Below are 26,121 nucleotides of genomic sequence, written 5' to 3'. Positions count from 1 at the left end.
ATGAGACTCCCTCATAGGCGGGGCTGGTTCTTCGGGAATCGGCCCCGCTCCTGTATTCGAGGCAAACGTTGACGGAAACGTTTCCGTCAGCTTGGACATGTCCCGCATTCCTGTGTCAACCAACTTACAGTGAAATGTTGTATATGGAAAAACGCCGAGTTCCGTTACGCACAGCTGCGGTGTGCGGTCATCGGCAAAATACAACACAGGAGTGAAATATGCAGACTGCCCAAAGCAGCGCCGCCTCGTACGTAGATCCAGATACGCTATCCCCGGAAACAGGGGAGCCGTTTTCCAAGGCCACCACAGCCCGGTATCTTGTGGCCTTCGTCATCTTCGCCATCCTTAACTGCGCTGCATTCGTACTGAACGGCAACACCTTGATGCCGCAGCACCTGAGGGACATCGGCTACAGCGAAACCGAAGCCACCACCGCACTCGGCACCATCACCTCGCTGACCGCAATCGTCGGTCTGCTCTCCGGCTACATCTGGGGCGCATTCTCCGATCACACGCGTTCCCGCTTCGGCAAGCGTACGCCTTGGATCTTCGCTGGTTCCATCGTGGCCGGCATCGGCCTGTATCTGCTGGGCACCTTCGGCGACGTTCCAAGCCTGACCGCCAGCTACATGCTGAACAACCTGGGCCAGGGCGCTATCCAGACGCCGATGTTCGCCATCCTCGCCGATCGCGTGCCGAAGTCCGTGCGCGGCACACTGTCCGCCGGCCTGGGCGCGACCGCGCTGGGCACTCCGGTGGGCCAGTTCCTGAGCTCTCTGTTCCTGGGCCAGCCGTATCAGAACATGGGCTTCGTCGTCGGCGCCCTGATGATCGCCGCCTCCGGTATTATTCCGCTGCTGATCCTGCCGCGTGAACGCAGCTCCAAGGACGACGGCGACGGCAAGAGTGGTGCCGAGGCCGCCAAGGAAGCGTTGGAGAACCTGCTGCCGCCGAAGCTCAAGGGCGCGCATGACTTCTACAAGGCCTGCGGCGGCCGTCTGCTCATGATGGCCAGCTACGCCATGATCTCCCAGTACACGCTGTACATCTTCGAAAACTATGTTGGTCTGACCGTTCAGGAAGCCGCCAAGGCAATGGGTACGCTGTCCGCCGTCACCTTCGTCGTGTCCCTGATCGGTCTGGCCGTCTCCGGCCCGCTGTCCGACAAGATCAAGGCACGTAAGACGCCGATCGCAATCGCCTGCGTACTGTTCATCATCGGCACGCTGTGCCCGGTGATGTTCCGCAGCGTCAACGGTGTGTTGCTGTACGCCGCGTTCGCGGGCCTCGGCTACGGCGTGTACATCGCCGTCGACGGCGCTCTGAACGTCGATGTGATTCCTGAGGAGGCGCAGCACAACCGCACCGGCGGCAAGTATATCGGCTTTGGCAACCTCGCCAACACTTGCGGGCAGGTGCTGGCTCCGGCCACCACCGCCATGCTCGTCGCAGTGACCGGATCCTACTACACCGCGTTCATCGTTTCCGCGTTGTGCGCGTTGGCCGGCGTCTCGCTGATCCTGTGGATCAAGAGCGTGAAGTGATCGTCCACATGGCATAAGGAAGGCCGGTTCCCCGTGGGGAGCCGGCTTGTTCTGTTTAGTGTGATTTCGTAAGGTGAGGAATCGCACTAAACGTCACGCCTGCTTCTTCCTCAGCATGATCGCAGCGCCAAGCAGCAGTGCCGCTGCGCCCGCGATTGCGATGACGGTGATCGGCGCGCCGGTGTCGGCGGTTTCGGAACCGTTCGTCGCGCCACTGCCGTCGGTCTTGGTGTCGTTCTTGGAATCGGCGGGCTTCGTCGGCTGGCTCGGGGTCACGGGTTCGGTGGCATCCTTTTCGAATACGGCCTGGACGGAGACGCTGCCGTCAGGCATGGTGAAGGCGTTGTTCTCAATGGTGACATCGCCCTTGAGCACCTTCCATTCCTTGAAGTGGTAGCCCTGGTCCGCGGTCGCCGTCAGCGTGACCTTGCTGCCCTTCGCCGCGCGCTCGACGTCCGCGGCGGCGGAGCCGCCCTCGGTCGCGGAGACGTTCACGGCGTACTGCGTATTGCGCACGCGCCACAGCTGGGTACCGTAGAACGGGTTCGCGGTGCCGACCACCATGTAGTCGTCGGTGTCGCAGAAGATGCGCAGACCGTGGTTGAACGGGTCGCCGAAGCCGTTGTCGGTAACGGTGCCGACGGTCACGCCCTCATTCGCGGCGGAACGGTCGGTGATCTCGAACAGGTTGAAGCCGCGCTTGGACTTGGCCAGGTACGGCAGGGACTTGGCGTAGGCCTTGAGGTTGGCCTTGCTGGTCAGCTTGACCAGCATCTCGTACAGGCCCTTGAACTTGTCGGGAATGATGTCGGCGATGCTGAAGAACGCGTCCGTGACTTCGCCGTAGTTGTTGGCGAAATCGGCGGAGCCCTTGTCGGACAGCTGGGAGCCGAGGTTGTCCAGCTCGTTGTTGATGTCGAAGAGCTGCGAGGCCTCATCGGAGGAGCCGGAGGCTGCCAGGCTGCCCGGAACGATGCTGCCGTCCTTGATGCCGTCGACCAGTTCCTTGGTCTGGGCGGCGGTCAGGCTGATCGGCTTGGCGGACGAGACGGACTTGGCGTCGGTGGTCTGCGGCTGCGCGGCGGAGGCGTCCTTGCCGGCCTGGATGCGGGCCCAGTCGACCAGCGCCTCCGGATTGTCGGTGGACGGCATGGTCTGGGTGGTCACCTTGGCGTTCTGATCGTTGCTCTGCGTGGCGATGGCGGAAGCCGGGTCGGTCGGGCCCATGCCCCACAGCAGGCGCAGGAACACGCGCAGGTAGTGGACGGTGTTGTTCCAATCCTTCTCGTTCATGTTGAGAATGTCACCGTTGGTGAACTGTGCGATCGGTTCCAGCAAGGTGGTGGTGTTCATGGTGGACAGGTACATCTTGCCCTCGTGAACGGTGGTCTGCCAGGTGTATTGGTTCATGTGGTTGTCGTAGCCGCTGCCCAGACCGGTGGAACCGCCCTTCGGGAAGGTGTCGTTCTTGTCGCCCACGAGCATCTCGACGTTCTCGTTCTTGTCCATGCGGTATAGGTTGACGGACTGTTCGAGGTTGGTGGCTTGGGTTACGAAGTTGCTTTTGGTGACGAAGCCCTGCAGTGCGCTGGACACGTCGTTGTAGTCGCCGATGTACAAGTGGTCGCCGTAGACCTGCAGGGTGCAGGCGCCGGCGCTCACACGGCTTTTGTCAAGACCGTAGTAGTACTTGGCGCCCTTGGCGGTGTCGCCTACGAGCGGACGCCAGGTCCAATCGGCCTTGTTGGTGGAATCGCCCTTGTTCTCGCCCACGTAAATGGCGAAGGAGCGCATGGTTCCGGTCTCTTCGTTCAGGGTGCTGGTGTCGCCGGTGCAGACCACGACGTACAGCTTGCCGTTGAACTCCTGCACCTGATAGATACCGCCGCCGCCGTTGACATCCTGTCGGTGGATGGCGGGCAGGTTGTCGAAGCTCGCCATGTCGGCGATCACTTTGTAGGAGTTCGGATCGGACGGGGTCTTGGATGCCACAAGCAGCGCCTTGCCCTTGCCGTCCGCGGTCGGCTTGAGGTCGCCGGCGATCAGCGTATTGCCGAAGGAGCCGATGGCACGGGTGGAGGTGAACACGTTGCCCTTGACCAGGGAACGGAAGCCATCCACGTCGACGCTGTCATACACCTTGGTGAGCTTGTCGTTGTTGGCCGGGTCGACTTCGTAGATGCACGGGAATCCGTTTTGATAGGCCATGGCGGTCTGGATCTCCTGCTGGGTGAGATCCTTGTTGTTGGTGTCCATGACCATGCCCTCGAAGTACAGCTTGCCGTTCATCTTGAAGGCGCTGCGGAAGGTCGGGATCACGCCCTTGCCTCCGTCGATGCCGGTGCTCTTGGACATGAGGATCTTGGTCTTGCCGGTCTTCACATTGAACTTGAACAGCATGCCGCCGGCGCTCTTGCCGTCGGGTTCGCCAAGGTACATGTTGCCCGCGTACATGGTCTGGATGAGTGCGGTGGCCTGCTTGGAGGTCAGGCCGAGGCTTGTCATATCGCGGTTCAGAATGGCCTGCACGCCGAGGCCGCCGTACATGGTGCCGATGTAGACCCAGTCGCCGGAGGATGCTGCCGCATAGCTGTAGGACTGGCCGCGGTCGCCGTTGCCGGTGGTGCTCAGGCCGGCGGTATAGGGGGCGATGGTGCCGTCGCCGGTGTAATCGACCACGCCATCGGCCTGGCTCAGGCCCTGATCGGCGTGGCTGACCTTTTCGAAGGTCATGCCGTTATCGTTCTGGGAATTGTAGGTGTATTGGGGAGTCAGGCCGGCGGAGTCGTCCGCCATGGCGGTGGCCGGGATTCCGGCGAGAGCCGTTGCGCAAGCGACGATTGCGCCAAGGCATGCGATTGCCTTGTTTCTCATCTATTTCTCCTGTCTTCGCGCGACGTGGAAAACGTCATTGATGGGGGCATCTAGGGGGCTGCCCGCCGTAAGCGGCGGGAGTCATAAAAGCGTGTATTGCAAGAGCCTCCAATAGGCAACCGTATCGATAAATATTGACAAGTTGTTATGGCATATGTTGCACAATGGCAGACGAATATGCTATGACGCACTTCGATTCCGCCATTGCATTGGTGGTACGCAAAGGGGTGTTGGCTGAGCGTATCGGGGGATGGGGCGGAAGCGCTTAAGTATGGGCGGGAACGCTATACTGTACCAAGGCAGGATTTTATTAAAGATGGGTTAGATAACGATATGACTGCAAAGAAGCGCATCCTTGCGTTCGAAATCGGAACGTTCTTCACCCGATACGTGGTGTTCGAGGACGGGCGCATGGGCATTCCGGGTACTATCGCGACTCCGGTCGACGGCGAGGAGCCCTTCTACCAGGCGCTCGCGCATATTGTTTCCAAGCAGCGTGCCCCTCTTGACGGCATCGCCATAAGCGTGCCCGGCTTCATCGACACGGAGAAGCAGGTCGCCGTTACCGCCGGCGCGCTAAGCATACTGTACGGCCATGAAATCGGCAGAAAACTGCAGGGCTATCTTGACGACCCGATCCCCACATGGATGGAGAACGACGCCAACTGCGCGGCAATGGCGGAGAAGCTGAGCGGCAACGCCGTCAAACTCGACGATTTTGCGCTGATCACCATCGACAGCGGTGTGGGCGGTGCGTTGTTCCTGGACGGCAGGATCCGCCGAGGCAAGGATTGGCGTGCAGGCGAGCTGGGCATGATGATCCCGAACTATGAGACCGGTGGATTCCACACCATGCAGGATTACCTGTCGACCATCGTGCTGGCGGAGGAGTACGCCAAGGAATTCGACGTGCCGACAGGCTCCATCGTGCCGGCCACCCTGTTCCATCGTCTCGATGAGCCGCGTGTGCGCAAGATCGTGGACCGGTGGATCGACTATCTTGCCATCGGCATTTTCAACATCGTCGCCGTGGCCGACCCCGAATGCGTGCTGCTGGGCGGTGGCATCTGCCGTGAACAGCAATTGCTGCCGCTGGTCAATGCGGCGCTCGACAAGATCCCGCAGTGGAGCGATTTCCACACGGTTGTCAAGCGCTGCCGGCACACCAACAACGCCGGTCTGATCGGAGCCTACTACGCCTTCGAAACCGAGGTCGAAGGCATGGAGAAGGTGCCGATCCGCTAGTCGCGGATGCTTCCGATACGAAAATCGGCGGGTCCGCTTCCCGTGAACGGCCCCGCCGATGGCGAATATGCACAAGAGCGGTGGGCGGTCGATATCGATCTTCCGCTGTAATGCTCTGCTGATCTTCGGGGTCAGAGCTACTGCCGTGCCGACAAGGTAAGCGGCAGCAGGCAGGATTCGTTCTTCGGGTCGTGCTCCGAGGGGTCGCGGAAGCCCTGCCATTCGCTATCGGGGAAGATGATGTCGGAGATGCTCATCCATTGCTCCAGCAGATTCATCGAATTGTCACCCAGCCAACGGTACTGCAGACCGTCCATGGCGCTCATCGCCAGGGTGTACAGGTCGTAGAACCGTTCCTCGTCCACGTCCGGCGGCAGCAGCCAGTTCATCGAGCAAATCATCTCCCATTGGCGCAAATGGCGGCCGATGAAGAAATCGTGGGCCGGGTGCGAGGGGTTCAGCGCCTCGCCGTTCAGCACCGAATACAGCTGCACGAGCTCGGGGCGCTGCAGATTGTACAGCACGATGTTCAGGCAATAGCGCGGGTAGTAGTAGACGCGGTGCCCGTCGGCGTCGACGATGGCGGCCGTCACCGCGTTGTATTCGTCAGCATCGATGGTGTCGTAGCATTCCGACAGCACCATGTTGAGCAGATCGTCCTTCGAGGAGATGTAATGGTACAACGCCGCCTCGGTGATGCCCAGCTCGTCGGAGATGTTCTGCAACGACATGCCCCAGAACCCCTTGGTGGCGATGATTTTGACGGCGGCCTGCAGGATTTGCAGGTGGCGTTCCTCCTGACTCATACGCTTGCGTTTGACGAAGGTCTTGTCGCCCAGCGTGTCCCTGGCGGTAGTGGCCCCCGTAGCGTTGCCGATGCGTGAGGCGGCCGGCCAGTTGCTCTGGTCATTCAGGAATCCATCCCATGCCGCGACGCTCATAGCCAGCTCCTTACACCCCTGCTCATCGTGTCCCTCATAAAACCATCCAATACTATTACGCCCTCTGGCCTCTAGGCGAAGAGTCGCCGTAGCCACGCGTTGGCCAACACCGGCCATTGCTGGACGCATGGCTCGATGCCATTAACCCCCTGCCACGCCGTTTCCGCAGTGCCAAGCGCCAGACCATGCCCGCCTTGGGGGAACAGATGCGCCTCGACCGGCACGCCGGCCTTCTTGCAGGCATCGACCAACATCAGCGTGTTCTCGACCGGTACGCAATCGTCGGTGATGGTATGCCATACGAATACGGGCGGCGTCTTCGCGTCGATATGCCGTTCGATGGACACCGCGTCCAACGCCACCTGATTATCGCTGTTGTCGCCAAGCAGACAGTCGAAGCTGCCACGATGCGCGAGCGGGCCTGAAGTGATCACCGGGTAGCCGAGCATCAATGCGTTCGGGCGCACCGCGTCAGGGTCATAGCCATGTGCCCGCATGGTGTCGTCACCCGCCGTGGTCGCAAGATTGGCCGCAAGATGACCGCCTGCGGAAAATCCGATTACCGCGATCTTACTGGGGTCGCAATGCCAGTCGTCCGCATGCGCGCGTATGCGCTGCACTGCTTCCGCGGCTTCCAGCAAAGCCGTGGGGAAGACGGATGGCGCGACGGAATAGCGCAGCACAAACGCGTTGCATCCGGCCGCGAGGAACTGCATGGCGATCGGTTCGGCCTCGCGGTCGGAGGTCATGGCATAGCCGCCGCCCGGAATCACCAGAACGCTGGGGCGTTGACGTTTGGGATCGATCTCCTCGCTGTTGTCGAGAACGTACCGGACGAACGTGGCCTCACTGCCATCGATGCCGGTGATGATGTCTTCACAATACTGCATATCGCTACCTTAGACGGATTGTGTGTGCGAATCCATGCGGCCTTCTATGCGGCACACGGATTCGCACTGTTCTGATCGGTTCCTGCCTTCCACAAGGTTGCAGGAAACCGATGGAGGATCGCTGGAACAACCTATATGCAAGATGCTCCGGCAATCCATGTTCATGTTGAGGAGAGTGTAGGCCCGCCCCGTTTGTGAGCACGTTCTGATGCTCACATCAGAACGTGACCTCGACATCGACGGATTTGGCATCGCTCAAAGCGGGAACCACATTACCGCCAATCTTCGCTCCGTCGACGCTCACCGTGCGCTCGCCGGTGCGCTTCATGGCGATGCGGTAGGTCACGCCGCGGAACACGCGCGTCACGGTCAGCTGGTCGAACCGTTCCGGCAGATGCGGTTCGATGGCCAGGCCGTCGAGCGTCGGTCGCACGCCCAGCAGATACTGCGACACGTCCACGAACGTCCACGCGGCGGTGCCGGTCAGCCAGGAGTTCTTGCCCTCGCCCGGGGTCGCTGCCTCGGGACCGGCCACCATCTGGCAGTAGACGTACGGTTCCACCTTGCGCACGTCGGACTTGTCCTCGACATACGCCGGGCAGTTGCGCTGGTAGACGGCGAATGCCTCGTCGTCATTGCCGGCGATGGCGTTGGCGATGGAGATCCACGGGTTGTTGTGGCAGAAGATGCCGCCGTTTTCCTTGTATCCGCGCGGATAGGAGGAGATTTCGCCCAATTCGATGCGGTAGGTGGAGTAGGCGGGTGCGAGGATGGCGGTGCCCCAATCGCAGGTCAGGCGTTCCTTGACGGACTTCAGCGCCTGCTGCGCCTTGCCGTCATCGAGGCCGATGCCGGCCATCACGCACATGCCCTGCGGTTCGATGTAGATCTGGCCTTCGGTGTCCTCATGCGTGCCGACCTTGCGCGAGTAGGCGTCGTAGGCGCGCACGAACCATTCGCCGTCCCAGCCGGCGGTTTTGACGGCCTTGGAAACCTGGCCGATTTCGGCGCGCACGCTGGCCGCCTCGGACGCGATTTCGGCGTCGGACATGCCGGCCAGACGTCCATAATGCTCGAGGATGTCGGCATATTGGCTGCCGTACAGCACGAACATGCCGCCGATGAACACGGATTCGGCGACGCCGGTGTCGTTGTTCTCCACGGTCTGGAAGCTTTCGCCCGGAGTATCGGAGAAACAGTTGAGGTTCAGACAATCATTCCAGTCGGCGCGGCCGATGAGCGGAATGCCATGGGGGCCCTTATGCGTAATGGTGAAGTTCACTGAACGGCGCAAGTGCTCAAGTAGCGGCTGTTCGGAGCCCTCGACGTTGTTGAACGGCACCGGTTCGGTCAGAATGCTCACGTCGCCGGTTTCGGCGAGATACGCGTACACGCCGGCCACGAGCCACAGCGGATCATCATTGAAGCCGCCACCGATGTCCGCATTGCCCTTCTTGGTGAGCGGCTGGTACTGGTGCCATGCGGAACCGTCCTCCATTTGGGTGGAGGCGATGTCGATGATGCGCTCGCGTGCGCGTTCCGGAATGAGATGCACGAAGCCAAGCAGGTCCTGGTTGGAATCGCGGAAGCCCATGCCGCGTCCCATGCCCGACTCGTAGTAGGAGGCGGAACGGGACATATTGAACGTGACCATGCACTGGTACTGGTGCCAGATGTTGACCATACGGTCGAGCTTTTCGTCGCCGGAATCGACGCTGTAGGTGGTCAGCAGTTCGGACCAGTAGGAGTTGAGCTCCTTCAAGGCGGCTTCGACCTGTTCGACGGTGGCGAAACGGCGGAACAGCTCATGGGCCGGCTTCTTGTTTATGATGCCGACCTTGGCCGGATCGTTCGGATCCTCCCATTTCTGGTCCTTGGACACTTCGATATAGCCCAGCATGAACACGAGCGATGCGGTTTCGCCCGGCTGGAGTTCCAGACGCACGCGGTTGGCGGCGATCGGGAACCAGCCGTGCGCCACGGAATCGTGAGCCTTGCCTTCGGCGATGACCTGCGGGGTGTCCCAGCCGTTGAACTGGCCGAGGAACTCGTCGCGGCTGGTGTCGAAACCGACGACGGGCGCGTTGACGCCGTAGAACGCGTAATGGTTGCGGCGCTCCTTGAATTCGGTCTTGTGGTACAGCAGCGTGGCATCGGTTTCGCGTTCGATCTCCACCTCGCCGGTGGACAGGTTGCGCTGGAAGTTGGACGAGTCGTCCACGGCATTCCACAGGCACCATTCCACGGAGCCGGTCACGTCGATGACGGCCGGCTCGTCGGTGGTGTTCGTCACGTCGAGCCGATTGATTTCCGCATTGGTGTGCAGCGGCACGAAGGCGGTGAGCTTGGATTCGATGCCTCGCTTGGAAGCTTCGAACACGGTGTAGCCGATGCCTTGACGGCACTTGTAGGAATCAAGCGGGGTCTTGCACGGAAGGAAGGTCGGCGACCAGGTTTCGACCGGCTTGGCATCGGCGGAATCGGAGTCCATCAGGCTCAGGTAATAGCAGCGGGAGCCGTTGTCTGCCGGCACGTTGTTATACCGGTAGCGGGTGACGCGGCGTAGTTTGGCGTCCTTGTAGAAGCTGTAGCCGCCGCCGGTGTTGGAAATCAGCGAGAAGAAGTCCTTGTTGCCAAGGTAGTTGATCCACGGCAGGGGGGTCGCCGGGGTTTCAATCACGTATTCCTTTGCGGCATCATCGAAATGACCGTAGCGCATGGGTGTCCTTTCGTCGGTGAAATGGCTGTGACGAGGTGTACTGTATGGGTATATCGTCCATTGATTTAATTAATAGGTTAGTACGTTATTTATAAACTTATAAATAACGATTTGCTGGCGTGTTGCCGTCGGTCTTCCAATGGTCATCTGTCGACGCTGCCGCAATCGGGCAGAGGTCGGGGTATACTTCCTCCCGTTGCCCTCGTAGCTCAGTTGGTTAGAGCAGCACCCTTATAAGGTGTTTGTCCTGGGTTCAAGTCCCAGCGAGGGCACATGCGGACCTGCCGGAAGCGGCGGGTCTTTTGCATATCCGCGGATTGCAGTCCGTACGCCCTGCGTGTGACGGCGCATACCGTGTCCCGGCCATCGCCTACACTCCATAAGGTTATCCGGTTCACGCCTTGCCATCGGGGCAATGCGACCCGGGTCCCCCGAATCTCTAGGAGACAAACTATGAAGCAGGGTATCCATCCTGATTACCACGCAGTGCAGGTCACCTGCTCTTGCGGCAACACCTTCGTCACCCGTTCCACCTACAACGGCGATCACATGACCGTCGACGTGTGCTCCAACTGCCACCCGTTCTACACCGGCAAGCAGAAGATCCTCGACACCGGTGGCCGCGTGGCTCGCTTCGAGAAGCGTTACGGCAAGAAGGCCAAGTGAGTCTTATTGCTTAGGCAATGAAAACGCCAGTCCATTCGTGGGCTGGCGTTTTTCGTTACCGACGTGCCGTCGCCTACCTCCGACGACCGCACTTCCGCGCCACCTTATATGATGGACAGGTTGAGTAAGGTTCAGCGACGAGTGATTCCGCTGAAGCGCAGATACGAAGAAAAGGCGTACATTGGCAGACGAACAATTCCCCGCGGCCGTCACCGCGCTTGAGGAATACCACAATATCGAACAGCAGATGGCCGAGCCGGAGGTCGCATCCAATCCCGACAAGATGCGCAAGCTGGGTCGGCGCCACGCCGAACTGGGTGCCATCGTCTCCGCCTACACCGCATACAAGCAGGTGAAGGACGATCTGGAGGCGGCCCGCGAGATGGCGTCCGAAGATCCCGATTTCGCCGAAGAGGCCAAGCGGTTGGAAGGCGAGCTGCCCGCAGCCGAAGAGAAGCTGCGCACCGCGCTGATTCCGCGTGACCCCGATGACGCGCGTGACACGATCATGGAGATCAAGGCCGGCACCGGTGGCGAGGAAGCGGCGCTGTTCGCCGGCGACCTGCTGCGTATGTACATGCGATACGCGGAAAAGCGCGGCTGGTCGGTCACCGTGCAAAGCGAGAACACCACCGAGCTCGGTGGCGTCAAGGACGTGCAGCTGGCCATCCGCGCCAAAGGCACTCCGGCGCCGGAGGACGGCGTGTGGGCTTCCCTCAAGTACGAAGGCGGCGTGCACCGCGTGCAGCGCATCCCCGTCACCGAATCGCAGGGACGTATCCAGACTTCCGCCGCCGGCGTGATCGTCTTCCCGGAAGCCGACGAGGACGACGATGAAATCGAAATCGATCCGAAAGACCTCAAAATCGACATCTTCATGAGCTCCGGCCCCGGCGGACAGTCCGTGAACACCACGTATTCCGCGGTCCGCATGACGCACATCCCCACCGGCATCACCGTGAACATGCAGGACGAGAAGAGCCAGATCCAAAACCGCGCGGCGGCACTGCGCGTTCTGAAGAGCCGCCTGCTGGCCATGAAACACGAGCAGGAGGCCGCCGAGGCCGCCGATATGCGCCATTCCCAGGTGCGCTCGCTGGACCGTTCGGAACGTATCCGCACGTACAACTTCCCGGAAAACCGCATCGTCGACCATCGCACGAACTACAAGGCGTACAACCTCGACGCCGTGCTTGACGGCGATCTGCAGGCCGTGATCGACAGCGACATCCAGGCGGACGAAGCCGATCGTCTCGCCAACCAGAAGTAAGGCGATTGGGTGGCGACGGTATTCGAAACGGTGCGTTCCGCCGCGGACGAACTACGTGCGGCGGGCGTCGACACTCCGCAGCACGACGCCAAACTGCTGCTCGCCGAAGCGTTCCATACGGACCTGCAGCACGTGGACAAAGCCATGCTCATGGGCGATGGCGTCGAACGTCTGGCCGAAAAAGAAGACGCGGAACCGGCGATGGAACGTTTCCAGACCATGCTGGCCCGTCGTGTCAAACGCGAGCCGTTGCAGCACATCACCGGCCACGCGCCGTTTCGCTACCTTGATTTGAAAGTCGGTCCAGGCGTGTTCATTCCACGTCCGGAAACCGAACTGATCGTGCAGGAAGGCGTCGACTGGGCCACCAGAAACGGCATGTACCGCGCCAAAGTGGTCGATCTGTGCGCCGGCAGCGGTGCGATCGGCCTCGCCTTCGCTTCGGAAGTGCCGGGCAGCGAGGTGTGGGCCGTCGAGAAAAGCGCTACGACCGCCGAGTGGACGCGGCGCAACCTCGACGAGACCGCGAAACGGTATCCCGCAATCGCCGGCAATTATCATCTGGACATCGCCGACGCCACGCAAATGCCGACGTTAAGCCAACTTGACGGCACCATCGACATCGTGCTCACCAATCCGCCGTACGTGCCGCTTGCCGACATTCCCGAACAGCCGGAAGTGCGCGATTACGACCCCGATCTGGCGCTATACGGCGGTTCGGCGGATGGCACGCTCATTCCGGAACGCATCATCGCACGCGCGGCGAAACTGCTTCGTGCGGGTGGACTTATGGTGATGGAGCACGACATCACGCAGGGGGAGCGGCTTGCCGCCTTCGCACGAACCTGCGGCTTCGTCGACGTTACCGTGCATAACGACTACACCGGACGGCCACGTTATCTGACGGCGGAAAAACAGCCGGCACAGTAACTTATATTCTTTTGCGCCATGCTGACGGGGATATAACCAGAAGTTGAGTCTCACTATAAGAACATTTTATGCAGGCCGCCGTCCGTCAGGCTATAAAGAACAATCGGAATGCACAGAGAGAGAACGGGCGTCCGTCATGAGTGGTCGCCGTGGTTCCGCGCACGGGGGTTGAGATGAACATGATTTTTCCAAGGTGCGCGTTGAAAGGAATGTGCAGCGTTTTCAAGAAAAGAGGAAGAACGGAATGAACGCGAAGTTCTCCGCCAAGTGCGTCGCCCTGATCGCGGCAGGCGCAATGTCGATGTCCCTCGCTGCCTGCTCCGGCGGCAGCATGGACGATTCCAGCAGCTCCAACGGTAGCGCGGCCAACAGCGATACCATCACGCTGGGCTCCGTCACCACCAACTCCGGCACCGCCGCCGCATACGGCGAGGCCGAGGTCGCCGGCTTCAAGCTGGCTGTGGATGAGATCAACGCCAAGGGCGGCATCAACGGCAAGAAGGTCAAGCTCGAGTCCATGGACGACAAGGGCGACGCCACCGAAGCCTCCAACGCCTTCAACAAGCTCGCCGGCGACAACAGCGTGCTCGGCGTGGTCGGCCCGACCATCTCCTCCACCACCGCGGCAGTGGCTCCGCTGGCCGACCAGTCCAAGCTGCCGGCCATCGCACCGGCCGCCACCTCCGACTCCATCGAGACCGGTGGCTACATGTTCCGCACCTGCTTCAAGGACTCCTACCAGGGTGAGATCGCTGCCAAGTTCGCAGCCGAGACCCTGAAGGTCAAGAAGGTCGCCGTGCTGTACGGCACCGGCGATCCGTACTCCTCCGGCGTGGGCAAGGCCTTCGCCGCTGCCGCCAAGAAGGCCGGCCTTGACGTCGTGGCCGAAGAGAACTCCTCCAGCGCCGACGACACCGAGTACTCCTCCCAGCTGCAGAAGATCCAGGCCGCTGGCGCCGAGTTCCTGTACGCTCCGTACTACTACTCCGTCGCTGGTCCGTACATCATCCCGCAGGCCCGCTCCGTCGGCTACAAGGGCTATGTGATGGGTCCTGACGGCTACGACGGCCTGAAGATGACCGACGACAAGTCGCTGTACAACAAGGTGCTCTACACCACCCACTACTCTCCGGACGACACCTCCAACGCCAAGGTGCAGGACTTCATCAAGTCCTACAAGAAGGCCAACAAGAACGCCGATCCGAACACCTTCACCGCACTGGGCTACGACTCCGTGTACATGATGAAGCAGGCCATCGAGAAGGCCGGCAAGAACGCCACCCGCGAAGGCGTGCGCAACGCCATCGCCGGCATGAGCTTCGAAGGCGTGACCGGCAACTTCACGCTCGACAAGAAGGGCTCCCCGAAGAAGTCCGTCGTCGTGCTTGAGCTCAAGGACGGCAAGCCGCAGTACAAGACCACCATTCAGCCTGCCAAGTGAGCGTCGCTTGCCTGAAGGCCTGAATCTGTGAAGAGGAGGGGGCCGGGAAACCGGTTCTCTCCCTTTCGCGTATCAAGACGAAAATAACCATATTCAGCCGCTGGGCTTCTTCAGCGGCCAAGCCGGACGGTTATGTCAAAAGTCCGGCATCATCAACTTTTGAAAGGAGGAATGATGGGCGATCAGATCATCATGTTCATCAGTCAGATCTTCAACGGTCTGAAGATCGGCAGCGTGTACTCGCTCGTGGCACTCGGCTACACCATGGTGTACGGCATCATTCGTTTGATCAACTTCGCACACGGCGATTTCATCATGGTCGGCTCCTACGTGCTGATGCTTACCATTCCGGCGATCGTCGCGTTCGGCCTGCCCGCATGGGTGGCCGTCATCCCCGCAATCCTCATGTGCGTGGCGGTGGGCGTCATCGTGGAGAGGGCCGCATACAAGCCGGTTCGTGAAAAGGGCAACAGCATGACGGCCCTCATCACCGCAATCGCAATGAGCCTTCTGTTGGAGAACGGCTCCCAGGCCATCTTCGGCGCCGACTACCAGACCGTGCCCACCATCATCCAGATTCCGACGCTGGCGATCGGCAAGCTGAAGATCGACGGCGCGACCATCATCACCATCGTGCTCGGCGTGATCATCATGGTCGCGCTGCAGCTGTTCGTCACCTACACCAAGCAGGGCAAGGCCATGCGCGCGGTCTCCGAAGACAAGGAGGCCTCGATCCTGATGGGCATCAACGTGAACTCCACCATCACGCTCACGTTCGCCATCGGTTCGGGCCTCGCCGCCGTCGCATCGCTGATGTACTGCGTTTCCTATCCGCAGGTGTCCCCGATGATGGGCGCGATGCTGGGCCTGAAGGCCTTCGTCGCGGCCGTGCTCGGCGGCATCGGCTCCATCCCGGGCGCCATGGTCGGCGGTCTGGTGATCGGCGTGGTCGAAAGCCTGACCAAGGCGTACATCGGCACCATCACCGGCGGTGTGATCACGTCCGCGTTCTCCGACGCCATTGTGTTCGGCATCCTCATCATCGTGCTCCTGGTCAAGCCGTCCGGCCTGATGGGCGAACCGGAAACCGAGAAGGTGTGACCTCATGAAGAAATCAATGCTTTCCACCAAACAGTCCTATCTGATGTGCGCGGTCGGCATCGTCGTGCTGTTCGGCATTCTGATGGGTGTATGCGAATCCGGCATGGCCAGCACCTACATCAAGGGCATCATGATGACAAGCTGCATCGCCATCATCATGACCACCTCTCTGAACCTCACCATCGGCGTGCTCGGCCAGCTGACGCTGGGCTGCTGCGGCTTCGAAGCGATCGGCGCGTACAGCGCGGCCCTGCTGAGCAAGCTGCTCGTCGCCAACGGCGTTGCGATGGATCCGACGCTGCGATTCCTGCTGACGACGCTCGCCGGCGGCGTGGTCGCCTGCATCTTCGGCATCCTGGTCGGCATTCCGGCACTGCGTCTGCATGGCGATTACCTCGCCATCATCACGCTGGGCTTCGGCGAAATCATCCGCGTGATCATCCAGAACCTGAAGGTCGCCGGCGGCATGGGCCTCGACAAGGGCGCGGCCGGCCAGGCGCTGATCGGCATCGACCGACTCGCCAACCTGTACGTCGTGTTCTGGATCACCGTCGTCACCGTCGTGCTGCTGTTCATGTTCGCCCGCTCCCGTTACGGCCGTGCCGTCAAGGCCATCCGCGACGACGAGATCGCGGCAAGCGCGTCCGGCATCAACATCACCTACATGAAGGTGCTCGTGTTCGCTATCTCCGCGTTCTTCGCGGGCATCGCCGGCGGCATCTTCGCCCAGTACATCGGCTCGCTGAACCCCGCGATGGCCGGATGGCTGCAATCGATCAACTACGTGATCATGGTCGTGTTCGGCGGCATGGGCTCGCTGACAGGTTCCATCGTCTCCGCCATCGCGCTGACGATCCTGCCGGAGCTGTTGCGCGCCTTCTCCACCTACCGCATGCTCGTGTACTCGGTGGCGCTGGTGCTCATCATGATCTTCCGCCCGCAGGGCATCTTCGGCAACTGGGAATTCTCCCTGACCAAGACCATCAACAAGCTGTTCTACCCGATGAAGGTCAAGGCGCACGGCAAGTCGAAGCAGGCTGAATCCACCGCCAAGGCAGCCAAGGACACCGCCAAGACGGACGAAACCGTCGAGACGGCCGCCGACACCAAGGAGGCGCAGGCATGAGCGAGCCCATCCTGAAAGCCGAACATCTCGGCATCACCTTCGGAGGCCTCAAAGCCGTATCCGACTTCAACATGACCATCAACTCCGGCGAGCTCGTCGGCCTGATCGGCCCGAACGGCGCCGGCAAAACCACCGTGTTCAACCTGCTGACCGGCGTGTACCAGCCCACGGAAGGCGAGTTCTTCCTGGACGGCGAACGCATGAACGGCAAGAAGACGTATCAGGTGGTGCGCGCCGGAATCGCCAGAACCTTCCAGAACATCCGCCTGTTCGGACAGATGACCGTCGAGGAGAACGTGCTGGTCGCATTCAACGAATCGTTCAGCTACCACATGGGCGGCGCGATTTTCCGCACGCCGAAATTCTGGAAGCAGGAACGCGAGATGCACGCCAAAGCCATCGACCTGCTCAAGATCTTCGGACTAGAGGGCCTGGCCGAAACCGAGGCGGCGAACCTGCCGTACGGCGCCCAGCGCAAGCTGGAAATCGCCCGTGCGCTTGCCACCGGCATGAAACTGCTGTTGCTCGACGAGCCGGCGGCAGGCATGAACCCGACGGAGACCGAGGACCTGCTCAACTGCATCAACACCATCCGCGACCGCTTCGGCATCGCCATCCTGCTGATCGAGCATGACATGAGCCTGGTGATGAACGTCTGCCAGCGCATCCAGGTGCTCGACTACGGACGCACCATCGCCGCCGGCACGCCGGAGGAGATCGCCAACAACCCGCAGGTCATCTCCGCATACCTGGGTTCCGACGACGATACCGACAGCGACGATGCCAAGCACGAAAGCGAGGAAGCCTGATGCTGGAAGTCAAGAACCTTTCCGTTTCGTACGGTGCCATCGAAGCCGTCAAGGACATCAGCTTCACCGTCAACGCCGGCGAGATCGTGTCCCTGATCGGCGCGAACGGCGCAGGCAAGACCACCACGCTGCACACCATCACCGGTCTGGTACCGGCGAAATCCGGTTCCGTGATGTACAACGGAGTGGATCTGCTGAAAACCCACAACAACAAGATCGTGACCCTCGGTATGGCGCACATTCCGGAAGGGCGCCACGTCTTCACACGCATGAGCGTCGAAGAGAACCTGGAGATGGGCGCGTTCAGCCTGAAGGACCAGTCGGACCTCAAGAAGGACCTCGACATGGTCTACGGCCTGTTCCCCCGTCTGAAGGAACGCCGTAACCAGAAGGCCGGCACGTTGTCCGGCGGCGAGCAGCAGATGCTGGCGATGGGCCGCGCGCTGATGAGCCATCCGAAGACGATCCTCATGGACGAGCCGTCCATGGGCCTGTCCCCGAAGCTCGTCAAGGAGATCTTCTCCATCATCCGCAAGCTGCACGAGCAGGGCATCACGATTCTGCTGGTCGAGCAGAACGCCAAGATGGCGCTGTCGATCGCCGACCGTGCATACGTGCTGGAAACCGGCCGTATCACGATGGAAGGCGACGCCAAGGAACTGCTCAATAACGAGCAGGTGCGCAAGGCGTATCTGGGCGCCTGATTCGTGCCGTATCCGCCTTGTCGGCTTGGACGCATCCAAACCGACAGGGCTTTTTCTATATCCGATGGAATATTCGCCGGTCGTGTTCCCTCCATTCGGGCGCGCCATCGAGCCATGCCTTACAATAGGTAAGTTGACTGGCTGAAAGGGAGGTGTCATGAGCGAGATTTGCACAGTAAACGACGAATCCCTTGCCCGGGCCGTTGAAATCATCCATGATGGCGGATTGGTGGTCATCCCCACTGACACGGTGTACGGCGTCGCCTGCGATCCGCGTAACATCGAGGCGATCCGCAAGGTGTTCGCAGCCAAACAACGACCGAAATACAAGTCGTTGCAGGTGTTGCTGCCGTCAATCGAAAGCATGGAGAAGCTGCATCTGACCTTGCCGGTGCCGCTCAACCGTCTGGCCGCCATGTTCATGCCGGGCGCTTTTTCGCCGATAGCGGAAGCGGAAGACGACTGTTCGCTTGCCACGTTGCGTCATGATCCGACAACCGGCAAAGCCACACAGGGCGTGCGCATCCCCAATTCCGCGGTCGCGCTGCGTATTCTGCGAGCCACCGGGCCGTTGGCCGCCACCAGCGCCAACCGTTCCGGCGAGGAAAGCGCACAAACGGTGCAGGAAGCCGCGGACGCGCTGGGAGATGCGGTGGATCTGTATTTGGACGGGGGAGCGACTCCGGGACATGTATCGTCCACGGTGGTTGCAGCCGACCCGCACGAGCGCGACGGCATCGCGATTCTTCGGGAGGGAGTGATTCGCGAGCTGGTCATCCGTAAGGCTTTAACACTGAATGGCGGTGCTTTGGGCGCATGAGAATCTACCTGTTCATTGCCGCGGTCGCAGGTGGCGTCACCTATCTGCTCACGCCGCTGATCCGGCACATCGCCATCGAAATCGGCGCAGTCGGCGAAGTGCGTGCACGCGACGTGCATACCGTGCCGACGCCACGCATGGGTGGACTGGGCATGCTTATCGGCTTCACCGTTGCCATGCTGTTCGCCTCTCGCATCCCTTTCATCGAAGGCCTGTTCGCCCAATCGCATCAGGCATGGGTGATTCTAGCCGGCGCCATCATGATCAGCCTACTGGGCATGGCCGACGATTTGTGGGACCTTGACTGGATGCTCAAACTCGCCGGTCAGCTGCTCATCTCCGTGTTTGTGGCCTGGGGCGGCCTGCAGATCATCTCGTTGCCTCTCGGCTCGCTCGTCACCGCGTCGCCGAGCCTGTCGATGGCCATCACCGCGTTCCTTATCGTCGCGTCCATCAACGCGGTCAACTTCGTGGACGGTCTTGACGGCCTCGCTTCGGGCATCGTCGCGATCGGCGGCATCGCCTTCGCCATCTATTCGTACATCATCGCAAGAAGCTCGCCGTCGTACGCATCCATGGCAACGCTGATCGACATCGCCATGGTCGGCACCTGCGTCGGTTTCATCCTGCATAACTGGCATCCCGCAAAACTGTTCATGGGCGACTCCGGTTCCATGCTGCTTGGCTACCTGATCACCTGCGCGTCGATCGTCATGACCGGCCGTCTCGACCCGGCATCCATCCACGCCAGCATCTACCTGCCGGTGTTCATGCCGATTCTGCTGCCGATGCTCGTGCTGTTCCTGCCGATTCTCGACATGTGCCTTGCCATCGTGCGGCGGTTGAGCAAAGGCCAGTCGCCGATGCATCCCGATCGCATGCACCTGCACCACCGCATGCTGCGCATCGGACACACCGTGCAGGGCGCGGTGCTGATTCTCTGGGGGTGGGCGTCGCTGATCGCATTCGGCTCGATCATGATTCTGTTCTTCAAAGCGCAGTATGTGCTGATTGGCTTCCTCATTGCGGCGGCGCTGCTGACGGTCGCCACGATGTACCCGTATCTGAAACACCGCATTCCCGAAATCCGTGAGGAAAACGCAATCTCCGGAACCGATGCGCAACATGCGTCGGTCGGACGCGCGCGCGGCGACAAAACGCGCGGTGGACGCTGATCGTCCGTCCGGCGCAATCGCAAGAAAAACTGATGAAACGCTTTGCCAAACGATATAAGCAGCTTTTATTACGATTGATAATTTCGGCTTTTCGCGCCGTGTCGCAGTAAGTCAGCCCACGTTCATATAGTGGGTCTATGGCTACAATTCCTGATATGAATGCAGATTCCACGTTCGCCCCACTCCCTCCGATTTTCGCCCAGCTTGGCCTCGCCTATGACGATGTGCTGCTGCTGCCGAACGAGACGGACGTCATTCCGTCCGAAGTGGACACCACCACCCATCTCACACGCAACATCACGATGAAGGTCCCGGCGATCTCCGCCGCGATGGACACCGTCACCGAATCCGACATGGCCATCGCCATGGCTCGCAACGGCGGCATCGGCGTGCTGCACCGCAACCTTTCCATCGACGACCAGGCCGCCCAGGTCGACATCGTCAAGCGTTCCGAATCCGGCATGATCAGCGATCCGCTCACCGTGAGCCCGGACGTGACCCTCGCCGACCTCGACAAGCTGTGCGGCCGTTTCCACATCTCCGGCCTGCCGGTCGTGGACAAGGACAGCAAGCTCGTCGGTATCATCACCAACCGTGACATGCGTTTCATCGCTTCCGAGGATTACGACCGTTTGAAGGTCTCCGAGGTCATGACCCGCGAGAACCTCATCACCGGTCCGTCCGACATCTCCAAGGAAGACGCGCACGACCTGCTGGCCAAGCACAAGGTCGAGAAGCTGCCTCTGGTCGATTCCGAAGGCCGCCTGACCGGTCTGATCACCGTCAAGGATTTCGTCAAGACCGAACAGTATCCGGACGCCACCAAGGATGAGCAGGGCCGTCTGCGCGTCGCCGCAGGCATCGGCTTCCTGGGCGACGCCTACAACCGTGCTTCCGCTCTGATGGAAGCCGGCGTGGACGTGCTCGTGGTCGACACCGCCAACGGTGAGGCCAAGCTGGCTCTCGACATGATTCGCCGCCTGAAGTCCGATTCCGCGTTCAATGGCGTGGACATCATCGGCGGCAACGTCGCCACCCGCCAGGGTGCGCAGGCCATGATCGACGCCGGCGTCGACGCCGTCAAGGTCGGCGTCGGCCCGGGCTCCATCTGCACCACCCGCGTGGTCGCCGGTGTCGGCGTCCCGCAGCTCACCGCCGTGTACGAGGCCGCCCAGGCCTGCCGCGCCGCTGGCGTGCCGTGCATCGCCGACGGTGGCATCCACTACTCCGGCGACATCGCCAAGGCCCTCGTGGCCGGCGCATCCTCCGTGATGCTCGGCGGCACCCTCGCGGGCTGCGAGGAAGCTCCGGGCGAGAAGGTGCTCCTGCACGGCAAGCAGTACAAACTGTACCGTGGCATGGGCTCCCTGGGCGCCATGGCTCCGCGTGGCAAGAAGTCCTACTCCAAGGACCGTTACTTCCAGGCCGACGTCACCTCCAACGACAAGGTCGTTCCGGAAGGTGTCGAAGGCGAAGTGCCGTACCGCGGACCGCTCAACGCCGTGCTGTACCAGATGATCGGCGGCCTGCACCAGTCCATGTTCTACATTGGCGCGCACAACATCTCCGAAATGCCGGAACGTGGCCGCTTCATCCGCATCACCGACGCTGGCCTGCGCGAATCCCATCCGCACGACATCGTCATGACCGCCGAGGCGCCGAACTACTCCGGCCGTCAGTGATTGGCGAATACCGCGCGAAACGCATACGACGCGACTAAACGCTAGATAATACGAAACCCGTCCGGTGGCAGGAATGCCGCTGGACGGGTTTCGTGCGTTTTCGACAGCCATTGGTCTAGTGACGTTTAGTTAATTGAGCCATGTCGATGGCACCGTATGAACGTCAACTTACGCGTTCCGTGGTGCCACGCAGCACCAGCGACGTCGGCATGACGGTGAACGGCTCGTCAAGCGTCTCGCCATTGAGCAGCGCAAGCGTCTTACGTGCAGCGATACGGCCGATTTCCGCCGGATCCTGATGCATGGTGGTCAGATCCAATGCGGTGGCGGTGTCGTCATCATCGAATCCGACCAGCGACACGTCCTGTGGCACGCGCCATCCCATGCGCCGCAGCTCCTTCAGCAGGGGAGCGGCCACGGCGTCGACGGAGACGCAGATGGCGGTCGGCTGCTTTGGAGCGCTGAGCAGCTGCGCGACGATGCCGGAATAGATGTCCTGCTCGCTGCGAGCATCGATATGGGATAGTGACGGCATGACGATGATGTCTTCATCCGCGTAACCGCAAGCTTGTGAGGCTTCGCTGAATCCCTTCTTGCGCAGCCTGTCGGAGCAGACGAACGGCGTGGTGTTGATGGGCTGTTCGATGTAGGCGAGCGTCTTATGCCCTAACGATTTGAGGAACCGTACAATCGTCGCCATGGAAGCCTCGTCGTCGATGGCGACGCCGGCGTCGAGACCGTGCGTGCTCGGCGCGTTCATGCCGACCACCGGAATGGTCAGATCGCCAAGCACCTGCTTCTTCGCCTCGTCGAAGTCAAATGACGCCTCGATGACCGCGTCGACGTTGCGGTTGCCCGGAAGATTTTGGAAAAACGCATCCAAATCGTCCTGCGTCCACACGATGTAAGGAACGATGTCGTATCCGGCCTTCGACATCACCTCGTAAATGCCTTCGAAGGCGTGGGCGTTGAACCAGCTGCTGATTTCGTTCGGCAGCAGCACGGCGACTCGCATGGTTTTGCCGGACGCCAGGGACGACGCGCTTTTCGAAAAGGAGAAATGCAGGCGCTTCGCCTCCTGCTCGATGCGTTCCCTGGTTTCGGGACTGACCCTGTCGAGCCCGCGAAGCGCGCGGGACACGGTGGAGACGGACACTCCGGCTGCCTGGGCTACGTCTGCGATGGTGGTTCGTGGCATGGTCGGATGGCTCCTTAGGGTGGACTATGCGGGCGGTCGGTTGCCCGCGACTGCTTCACTCTATCACGACACGCTGCTTTTGTAAAAACGCTTGCATGGCTTCAGGTGTTGTTATTGCTTGCTTTTTGAAGTGCTGCCACCTTGTTCTGCCTCCTGTGGTTTGCGCTTTTTTGCACAAGCGTTATTATTGATTATGTCAAGCAATGCGATAACAGCAACGAAGCTACACAACACAACATAACCATCGTAGGAAAATCAACGAAAATCGTTCTACGTACGGAGTTGTGATACGTGCGCACGGTGCACAAGCGTTTGTATGAAAGGGGACAACATGACCGAAGTCAACGATCCGTCGCTGTGGTGGAAGCAGGCCGTGGTCTACCAGGTGTATCCACGTTCCTTCAAGGATTCCCGCGGCGAGGGCCTCGGCCAGATCGCCGGCGTCACCGAGAAAATCGGGTATCTGAAGGAACTGGGCGTCGACGCCATCTGGCTGAGCCCGTTCTACCCGTCCCAGCTGGCCGACGGCGGCTATGACGTGGACGACTACCGCAACGTCGATCCGAAACTCGGCACCATGGACGATTTCGACGCGCTCGCCAAAGCCGCGCATGCCGACGGCATCAAAATCGTCGTGGACATCGTGCCGAACCACAGCTCCAACCTGCACGAATGGTTCAAGGCCGCGTTGGCCGCGAAACCCGGCTCGCTGGAACGCGACCGCTACATCTTCCGCGACGGCAAGGGACCGAACGGCGACGAGCCGCCGACCAACTGGCAGAACCACTTCGGCGGCCCTGCATGGACGCGCGTGCCCGACGGCCAATGGTATCTGCACATGTTCACCAAGGAACAGCCGGACTGGAACTGGAAAAACGAGGACGTGCGCGCCGATTTCATCAAAACCCTGCGTTTCTGGCTTGACCACGGTGCCGACGGCTTCCGCGTGGACGTGGCGCACGGCCTGGCCAAGGATCTCGACCGCGATGATCTGGACGATTATGTGGTCTGGTGCACCAACGATCAGCCCGAAGACGGCTCCCATCCGGTGATCGACCGCGACGAAGTGCACGACATCTACCACGAGTGGCGCAAGGTGTTCAACGAGTACGATCCGCCGGCGTTCGCCGTGGCTGAGGCGTGGGTCCGACCAAGCCGCCAGCATCTGTACGCCTCCCCGGACGATCTCGGCCAGATCTTCAACTTCGAGTTCGCCAAGAAGGATTGGATCCGCGACGACATGCACCTCGCCATCGAGGAAGGTCTGGAAAGCGCCGAACGGTCCGGTTCCACCGCCACTTGGGTGATGAGCAACCATGACGTGGTCCGCCATGCCACCCGCTACGCGCTGCCCCAGGTGCCGACCGGCGAATACCATCGACTGCCGCTCGACTGGCTGCTGCGCGACGGCACCACATACCGGGAGGACCGCGCGCTCGGCACCAAGCGCGCCCGCGCCGCGATCATGATGGAGATGGCGCTGCCCGGCTCCGCCTACGTGTATCAAGGCGAGGAACTCGGCCTGTTCGAAGTGGCCGACATTCCGTGGGATGAGCTGGAGGATCCGTCCGCATGGCGCACCTCCCGTTCCGCCAGCACCAAAGGCCGTGACGGCTGCCGTGTGCCGCTGCCGTGGGTTGCGGCCGACGCTCCGCAGCTGGACGATCCGAACGATGAGTTCGGCCATGGCGGCTCCTTCGGATTCTCGCCGGCAGACGCGAAGGCCGAGCCGCATCTGCCGCAACCCAAGTGGTACAAGGATTTCGCGGTCGATGTCGAATCGGCCGACCCGGATTCCATGCTGAACCTGTACCGCCGCGTGCTGGCATTGCGACATGAGTTGCAGACCACCGACCTGAGTCTCGAATGGCTTCCGGAAGACCAGCCCGGCAAGGCGCATGACGGCGCCAACGGTTTCCCGGGTGGCACCATCGCGTACCGCCGTGCCAACGGCTGGGCCTCGATCACCAACTTCGGCGAAGAACCGATCACGTTGCCGCAAGGCGAAGTGCTGCTGACATCAGGACCGCTTACCGACGATGGCAAGCTGCCGCAAGATACCAGCGCTTGGCTCAAACTGGCCGATTGACCGCACGCAGGATGCCCCGATCTGAGGGTGTCCGTGCCGGATACCGCACTCGTGCGCTGAACCATCGAACCGGCAGCGCGCTCCAGCCGTCCGCGTCCCTCCATTTGGGCGCGGACGGCTTTCCTGTTTCCAACGACCGTTTTCCAACAATGACGGTCCGACGTACCTACCCTGCGGTATCTTCATATGTTCGGCCTGCGCAGAGGGCGCGACCGCGGACCAATCGAAAGAGGCAACGATGGTAGATGCACACGATGGCGAAACATACACGTCCGAAGGCTCACGTCTGATCTGGATCGACTGCGAGATGACCGGCCTGGATATCTTCGGCGGCGACGAGCTCGTCGAGGTTTCCGTGGTGCCGACCGACTTCGACCTGAACGTGCTCGACGAAGGTGTCGACTATGTGATCAAGCCCAGTCAGAAGGCTGTCGACCACATGAATGACTTCGTGCGCGCCATGCACACCCGTTCCGGCCTGATCAACGAATGGGAACACGGTCTGAGCCTCGACGAAGCGCAAGCCAAGGTCATCGAATACGTCAGGAAATTCACTCCGGCCGGCGTCAAGCCGCTGCTCGCCGGCAACACCATCGGCTCCGACAAGAAGTTCCTTGACCACTACATGCCGGAACTCATGGAGAACCTGCACTACCGCACCATCGACGTGAGCACCTTCAAGGAACTCGCCCGCCGCTGGTATCCGGCCGTCTACCTCAACCGTCCGCCGAAGAACGGCGGCCACCGCGCGCTCGCCGACATCATCGAATCGCTCGACGAACTGCGTTACTACCGCAAGGCGTTCATGGCCCCGGTGCCCGGTCCGAGCGAAGCGGAGGCGAAGGCCATCGCCTCTGAAATCCAGGAAACCAGCCTGCTCAACAAGGACTGACAGCA

Annotated in this window: 20 protein-coding genes and 1 tRNA gene; 16 read left to right on the top strand and 5 right to left on the bottom strand. The window is 61.0% G+C overall.

From position 1 onward, the window contains the following. Positions 1-218: 218 nt before the first annotated feature. The gene (locus tag KSX58_RS00190; protein WP_038444186.1) at positions 219-1,544 is read left to right on the top strand and encodes an MFS transporter; all 1,326 of its coding nucleotides are present in this window, start codon (positions 219-221) and stop codon (positions 1,542-1,544) included. A gap of 93 nt (positions 1,545-1,637) precedes the next feature. On the opposite strand, the gene KSX58_RS00185 is transcribed toward KSX58_RS00190, so the two are convergent. Then, positions 1,638-4,418 (bottom strand): hypothetical protein, encoded by a 2,781-nt coding sequence (locus KSX58_RS00185; RefSeq protein WP_038444188.1) that lies wholly within the window; start codon positions 4,416-4,418, stop codon positions 1,638-1,640. A gap of 333 nt (positions 4,419-4,751) precedes the next feature. Here KSX58_RS00185 and KSX58_RS00180 point away from each other — a divergent pair, with 333 nt between their 5' ends. After that, positions 4,752-5,663: an ROK family protein gene (locus KSX58_RS00180; RefSeq protein ID WP_003808361.1), complete on the top strand. Its 912-nt coding sequence runs from the start codon at positions 4,752-4,754 to the stop codon at positions 5,661-5,663. 137 nt (positions 5,664-5,800) lie between these two features. On the opposite strand, the gene KSX58_RS00175 is transcribed toward KSX58_RS00180, so the two are convergent. The 3 genes from KSX58_RS00175 to KSX58_RS00165 form a co-directional block, all read right to left on the bottom strand. After that, positions 5,801-6,604 carry a TetR/AcrR family transcriptional regulator gene (locus KSX58_RS00175; protein WP_021913020.1) on the bottom strand — a complete coding sequence of 268 codons (804 nt, stop codon included), beginning with the start codon at positions 6,602-6,604 and terminating at the stop codon, positions 5,801-5,803. 71 nt (positions 6,605-6,675) lie between these two features. After that, positions 6,676-7,494, bottom strand: a complete 819-nt coding sequence (locus KSX58_RS00170; RefSeq protein WP_003808365.1) for an alpha/beta hydrolase — start codon at positions 7,492-7,494, stop codon at positions 6,676-6,678. A 217-nt stretch (positions 7,495-7,711) separates the two neighbouring features. Beyond that, entirely contained in the window at positions 7,712-10,213 is a 2,502-nt protein-coding gene (locus KSX58_RS00165; RefSeq protein WP_217752016.1) for a glycosyl transferase, read from the bottom strand. 198 nt (positions 10,214-10,411) lie between these two features. Between KSX58_RS00165 and KSX58_RS00160 the strand changes: the two genes are divergently transcribed. From KSX58_RS00160 to guaB, 12 genes are all read left to right on the top strand, one after another. Beyond that, positions 10,412-10,485 (top strand) — tRNA-Ile (locus KSX58_RS00160). Positions 10,486-10,666: 181 nt separating this feature from the next. Then, positions 10,667-10,879: a 50S ribosomal protein L31 gene (gene rpmE / locus KSX58_RS00155; RefSeq protein WP_003808371.1), complete on the top strand. Its 213-nt coding sequence runs from the start codon at positions 10,667-10,669 to the stop codon at positions 10,877-10,879. Positions 10,880-11,060: 181 nt separating this feature from the next. Then, on the top strand, positions 11,061-12,149 hold the full coding sequence (gene prfA, locus KSX58_RS00150; RefSeq protein ID WP_003808375.1) for a peptide chain release factor 1: 1,089 nt from the start codon (positions 11,061-11,063) through the stop codon (positions 12,147-12,149). A 9-nt stretch (positions 12,150-12,158) separates the two neighbouring features. Continuing rightward, entirely contained in the window at positions 12,159-13,079 is a 921-nt protein-coding gene (gene prmC / locus KSX58_RS00145) for a peptide chain release factor N(5)-glutamine methyltransferase (protein WP_117838296.1), read from the top strand. A 244-nt stretch (positions 13,080-13,323) separates the two neighbouring features. Continuing rightward, on the top strand, positions 13,324-14,520 hold the full coding sequence (locus tag KSX58_RS00140; RefSeq protein ID WP_038444194.1) for an ABC transporter substrate-binding protein: 1,197 nt from the start codon (positions 13,324-13,326) through the stop codon (positions 14,518-14,520). A gap of 174 nt (positions 14,521-14,694) precedes the next feature. Then, positions 14,695-15,621, top strand: a complete 927-nt coding sequence (locus KSX58_RS00135; protein ID WP_021913024.1) for a branched-chain amino acid ABC transporter permease — start codon at positions 14,695-14,697, stop codon at positions 15,619-15,621. 4 nt (positions 15,622-15,625) lie between these two features. Further along, the gene (locus KSX58_RS00130; protein ID WP_011742907.1) at positions 15,626-16,747 is read left to right on the top strand and encodes a branched-chain amino acid ABC transporter permease; all 1,122 of its coding nucleotides are present in this window, start codon (positions 15,626-15,628) and stop codon (positions 16,745-16,747) included. Then, entirely contained in the window at positions 16,744-17,556 is an 813-nt protein-coding gene (locus KSX58_RS00125; protein WP_003808384.1) for an ABC transporter ATP-binding protein, read from the top strand. The genes KSX58_RS00130 and KSX58_RS00125 overlap by 4 nt, the downstream gene beginning before the upstream one ends. Continuing rightward, positions 17,556-18,260 carry an ABC transporter ATP-binding protein gene (locus KSX58_RS00120; RefSeq protein ID WP_039774867.1) on the top strand — a complete coding sequence of 235 codons (705 nt, stop codon included), beginning with the start codon at positions 17,556-17,558 and terminating at the stop codon, positions 18,258-18,260. Before KSX58_RS00125 ends, KSX58_RS00120 begins: the two co-directional genes overlap by 1 nt. 157 nt (positions 18,261-18,417) lie before the next feature. Further along, on the top strand, positions 18,418-19,080 hold the full coding sequence (locus KSX58_RS00115; RefSeq protein ID WP_003808388.1) for an L-threonylcarbamoyladenylate synthase: 663 nt from the start codon (positions 18,418-18,420) through the stop codon (positions 19,078-19,080). After that, positions 19,077-20,255 (top strand): MraY family glycosyltransferase, encoded by a 1,179-nt coding sequence (locus KSX58_RS00110; protein ID WP_003808389.1) that lies wholly within the window; start codon positions 19,077-19,079, stop codon positions 20,253-20,255. Before KSX58_RS00115 ends, KSX58_RS00110 begins: the two co-directional genes overlap by 4 nt. A gap of 137 nt (positions 20,256-20,392) precedes the next feature. Then, complete coding sequence (gene guaB / locus KSX58_RS00105) at positions 20,393-21,937, top strand: IMP dehydrogenase (protein WP_034984214.1); 1,545 nt, start codon at positions 20,393-20,395, stop codon at positions 21,935-21,937. Positions 21,938-22,100: 163 nt separating this feature from the next. Here guaB and KSX58_RS00100 read toward each other — a convergent pair whose 3' ends face one another. Continuing rightward, positions 22,101-23,135, bottom strand: coding sequence for a LacI family DNA-binding transcriptional regulator (locus KSX58_RS00100; RefSeq protein ID WP_033499235.1), 1,035 nt, complete (start codon positions 23,133-23,135; stop codon positions 22,101-22,103). 331 nt (positions 23,136-23,466) lie between these two features. Here KSX58_RS00100 and KSX58_RS00095 point away from each other — a divergent pair, with 331 nt between their 5' ends. After that, the gene (locus KSX58_RS00095) at positions 23,467-25,224 is read left to right on the top strand and encodes a glycoside hydrolase family 13 protein (RefSeq protein WP_046999151.1); all 1,758 of its coding nucleotides are present in this window, start codon (positions 23,467-23,469) and stop codon (positions 25,222-25,224) included. A 238-nt stretch (positions 25,225-25,462) separates the two neighbouring features. After that, positions 25,463-26,116 (top strand): oligoribonuclease, encoded by a 654-nt coding sequence (gene orn / locus KSX58_RS00090; protein ID WP_003808399.1) that lies wholly within the window; start codon positions 25,463-25,465, stop codon positions 26,114-26,116. The last annotated feature ends 5 nt before the right edge of the window (positions 26,117-26,121 follow it).

It is taken from the genome of Bifidobacterium sp. MSK.17.10 (genome assembly GCF_019129655.1).
Lineage (GTDB): Bacteria > Actinomycetota > Actinomycetes > Actinomycetales > Bifidobacteriaceae > Bifidobacterium > Bifidobacterium adolescentis.
This window is presented reverse-complemented; position numbering and strand designations above follow the sequence as displayed.

What these genes read in the sequence shown, in the direction of transcription:
- KSX58_RS00190 (WP_038444186.1), top strand. Translation starts at nt 219, where the DNA reads ATGCAGACTGCCCAAAGCAGCGCCGCCTCGTACGTAGATCCAGATACG.
- KSX58_RS00185 (WP_038444188.1), bottom strand. Translation starts at nt 4,418, where the DNA reads ATGAGAAACAAGGCAATCGCATGCCTTGGCGCAATCGTCGCTTGCGCA.
- KSX58_RS00180 (WP_003808361.1), top strand. Translation starts at nt 4,752, where the DNA reads ATGACTGCAAAGAAGCGCATCCTTGCGTTCGAAATCGGAACGTTCTTC.
- KSX58_RS00175 (WP_021913020.1), bottom strand. Translation starts at nt 6,604, where the DNA reads ATGAGCGTCGCGGCATGGGATGGATTCCTGAATGACCAGAGCAACTGG.
- KSX58_RS00170 (WP_003808365.1), bottom strand. Translation starts at nt 7,494, where the DNA reads ATGCAGTATTGTGAAGACATCATCACCGGCATCGATGGCAGTGAGGCC.
- KSX58_RS00165 (WP_217752016.1), bottom strand. Translation starts at nt 10,213, where the DNA reads ATGCGCTACGGTCATTTCGATGATGCCGCAAAGGAATACGTGATTGAA.
- rpmE (WP_003808371.1), top strand. Translation starts at nt 10,667, where the DNA reads ATGAAGCAGGGTATCCATCCTGATTACCACGCAGTGCAGGTCACCTGC.
- KSX58_RS00140 (WP_038444194.1), top strand. Translation starts at nt 13,324, where the DNA reads ATGAACGCGAAGTTCTCCGCCAAGTGCGTCGCCCTGATCGCGGCAGGC.
- KSX58_RS00135 (WP_021913024.1), top strand. Translation starts at nt 14,695, where the DNA reads ATGGGCGATCAGATCATCATGTTCATCAGTCAGATCTTCAACGGTCTG.
- KSX58_RS00130 (WP_011742907.1), top strand. Translation starts at nt 15,626, where the DNA reads ATGAAGAAATCAATGCTTTCCACCAAACAGTCCTATCTGATGTGCGCG.
- KSX58_RS00125 (WP_003808384.1), top strand. Translation starts at nt 16,744, where the DNA reads ATGAGCGAGCCCATCCTGAAAGCCGAACATCTCGGCATCACCTTCGGA.
- KSX58_RS00120 (WP_039774867.1), top strand. Translation starts at nt 17,556, where the DNA reads ATGCTGGAAGTCAAGAACCTTTCCGTTTCGTACGGTGCCATCGAAGCC.
- KSX58_RS00115 (WP_003808388.1), top strand. Translation starts at nt 18,418, where the DNA reads ATGAGCGAGATTTGCACAGTAAACGACGAATCCCTTGCCCGGGCCGTT.
- KSX58_RS00110 (WP_003808389.1), top strand. Translation starts at nt 19,077, where the DNA reads ATGAGAATCTACCTGTTCATTGCCGCGGTCGCAGGTGGCGTCACCTAT.
- guaB (WP_034984214.1), top strand. Translation starts at nt 20,393, where the DNA reads ATGGCTACAATTCCTGATATGAATGCAGATTCCACGTTCGCCCCACTC.
- KSX58_RS00100 (WP_033499235.1), bottom strand. Translation starts at nt 23,135, where the DNA reads ATGCCACGAACCACCATCGCAGACGTAGCCCAGGCAGCCGGAGTGTCC.
- KSX58_RS00095 (WP_046999151.1), top strand. Translation starts at nt 23,467, where the DNA reads ATGACCGAAGTCAACGATCCGTCGCTGTGGTGGAAGCAGGCCGTGGTC.
- orn (WP_003808399.1), top strand. Translation starts at nt 25,463, where the DNA reads ATGGTAGATGCACACGATGGCGAAACATACACGTCCGAAGGCTCACGT.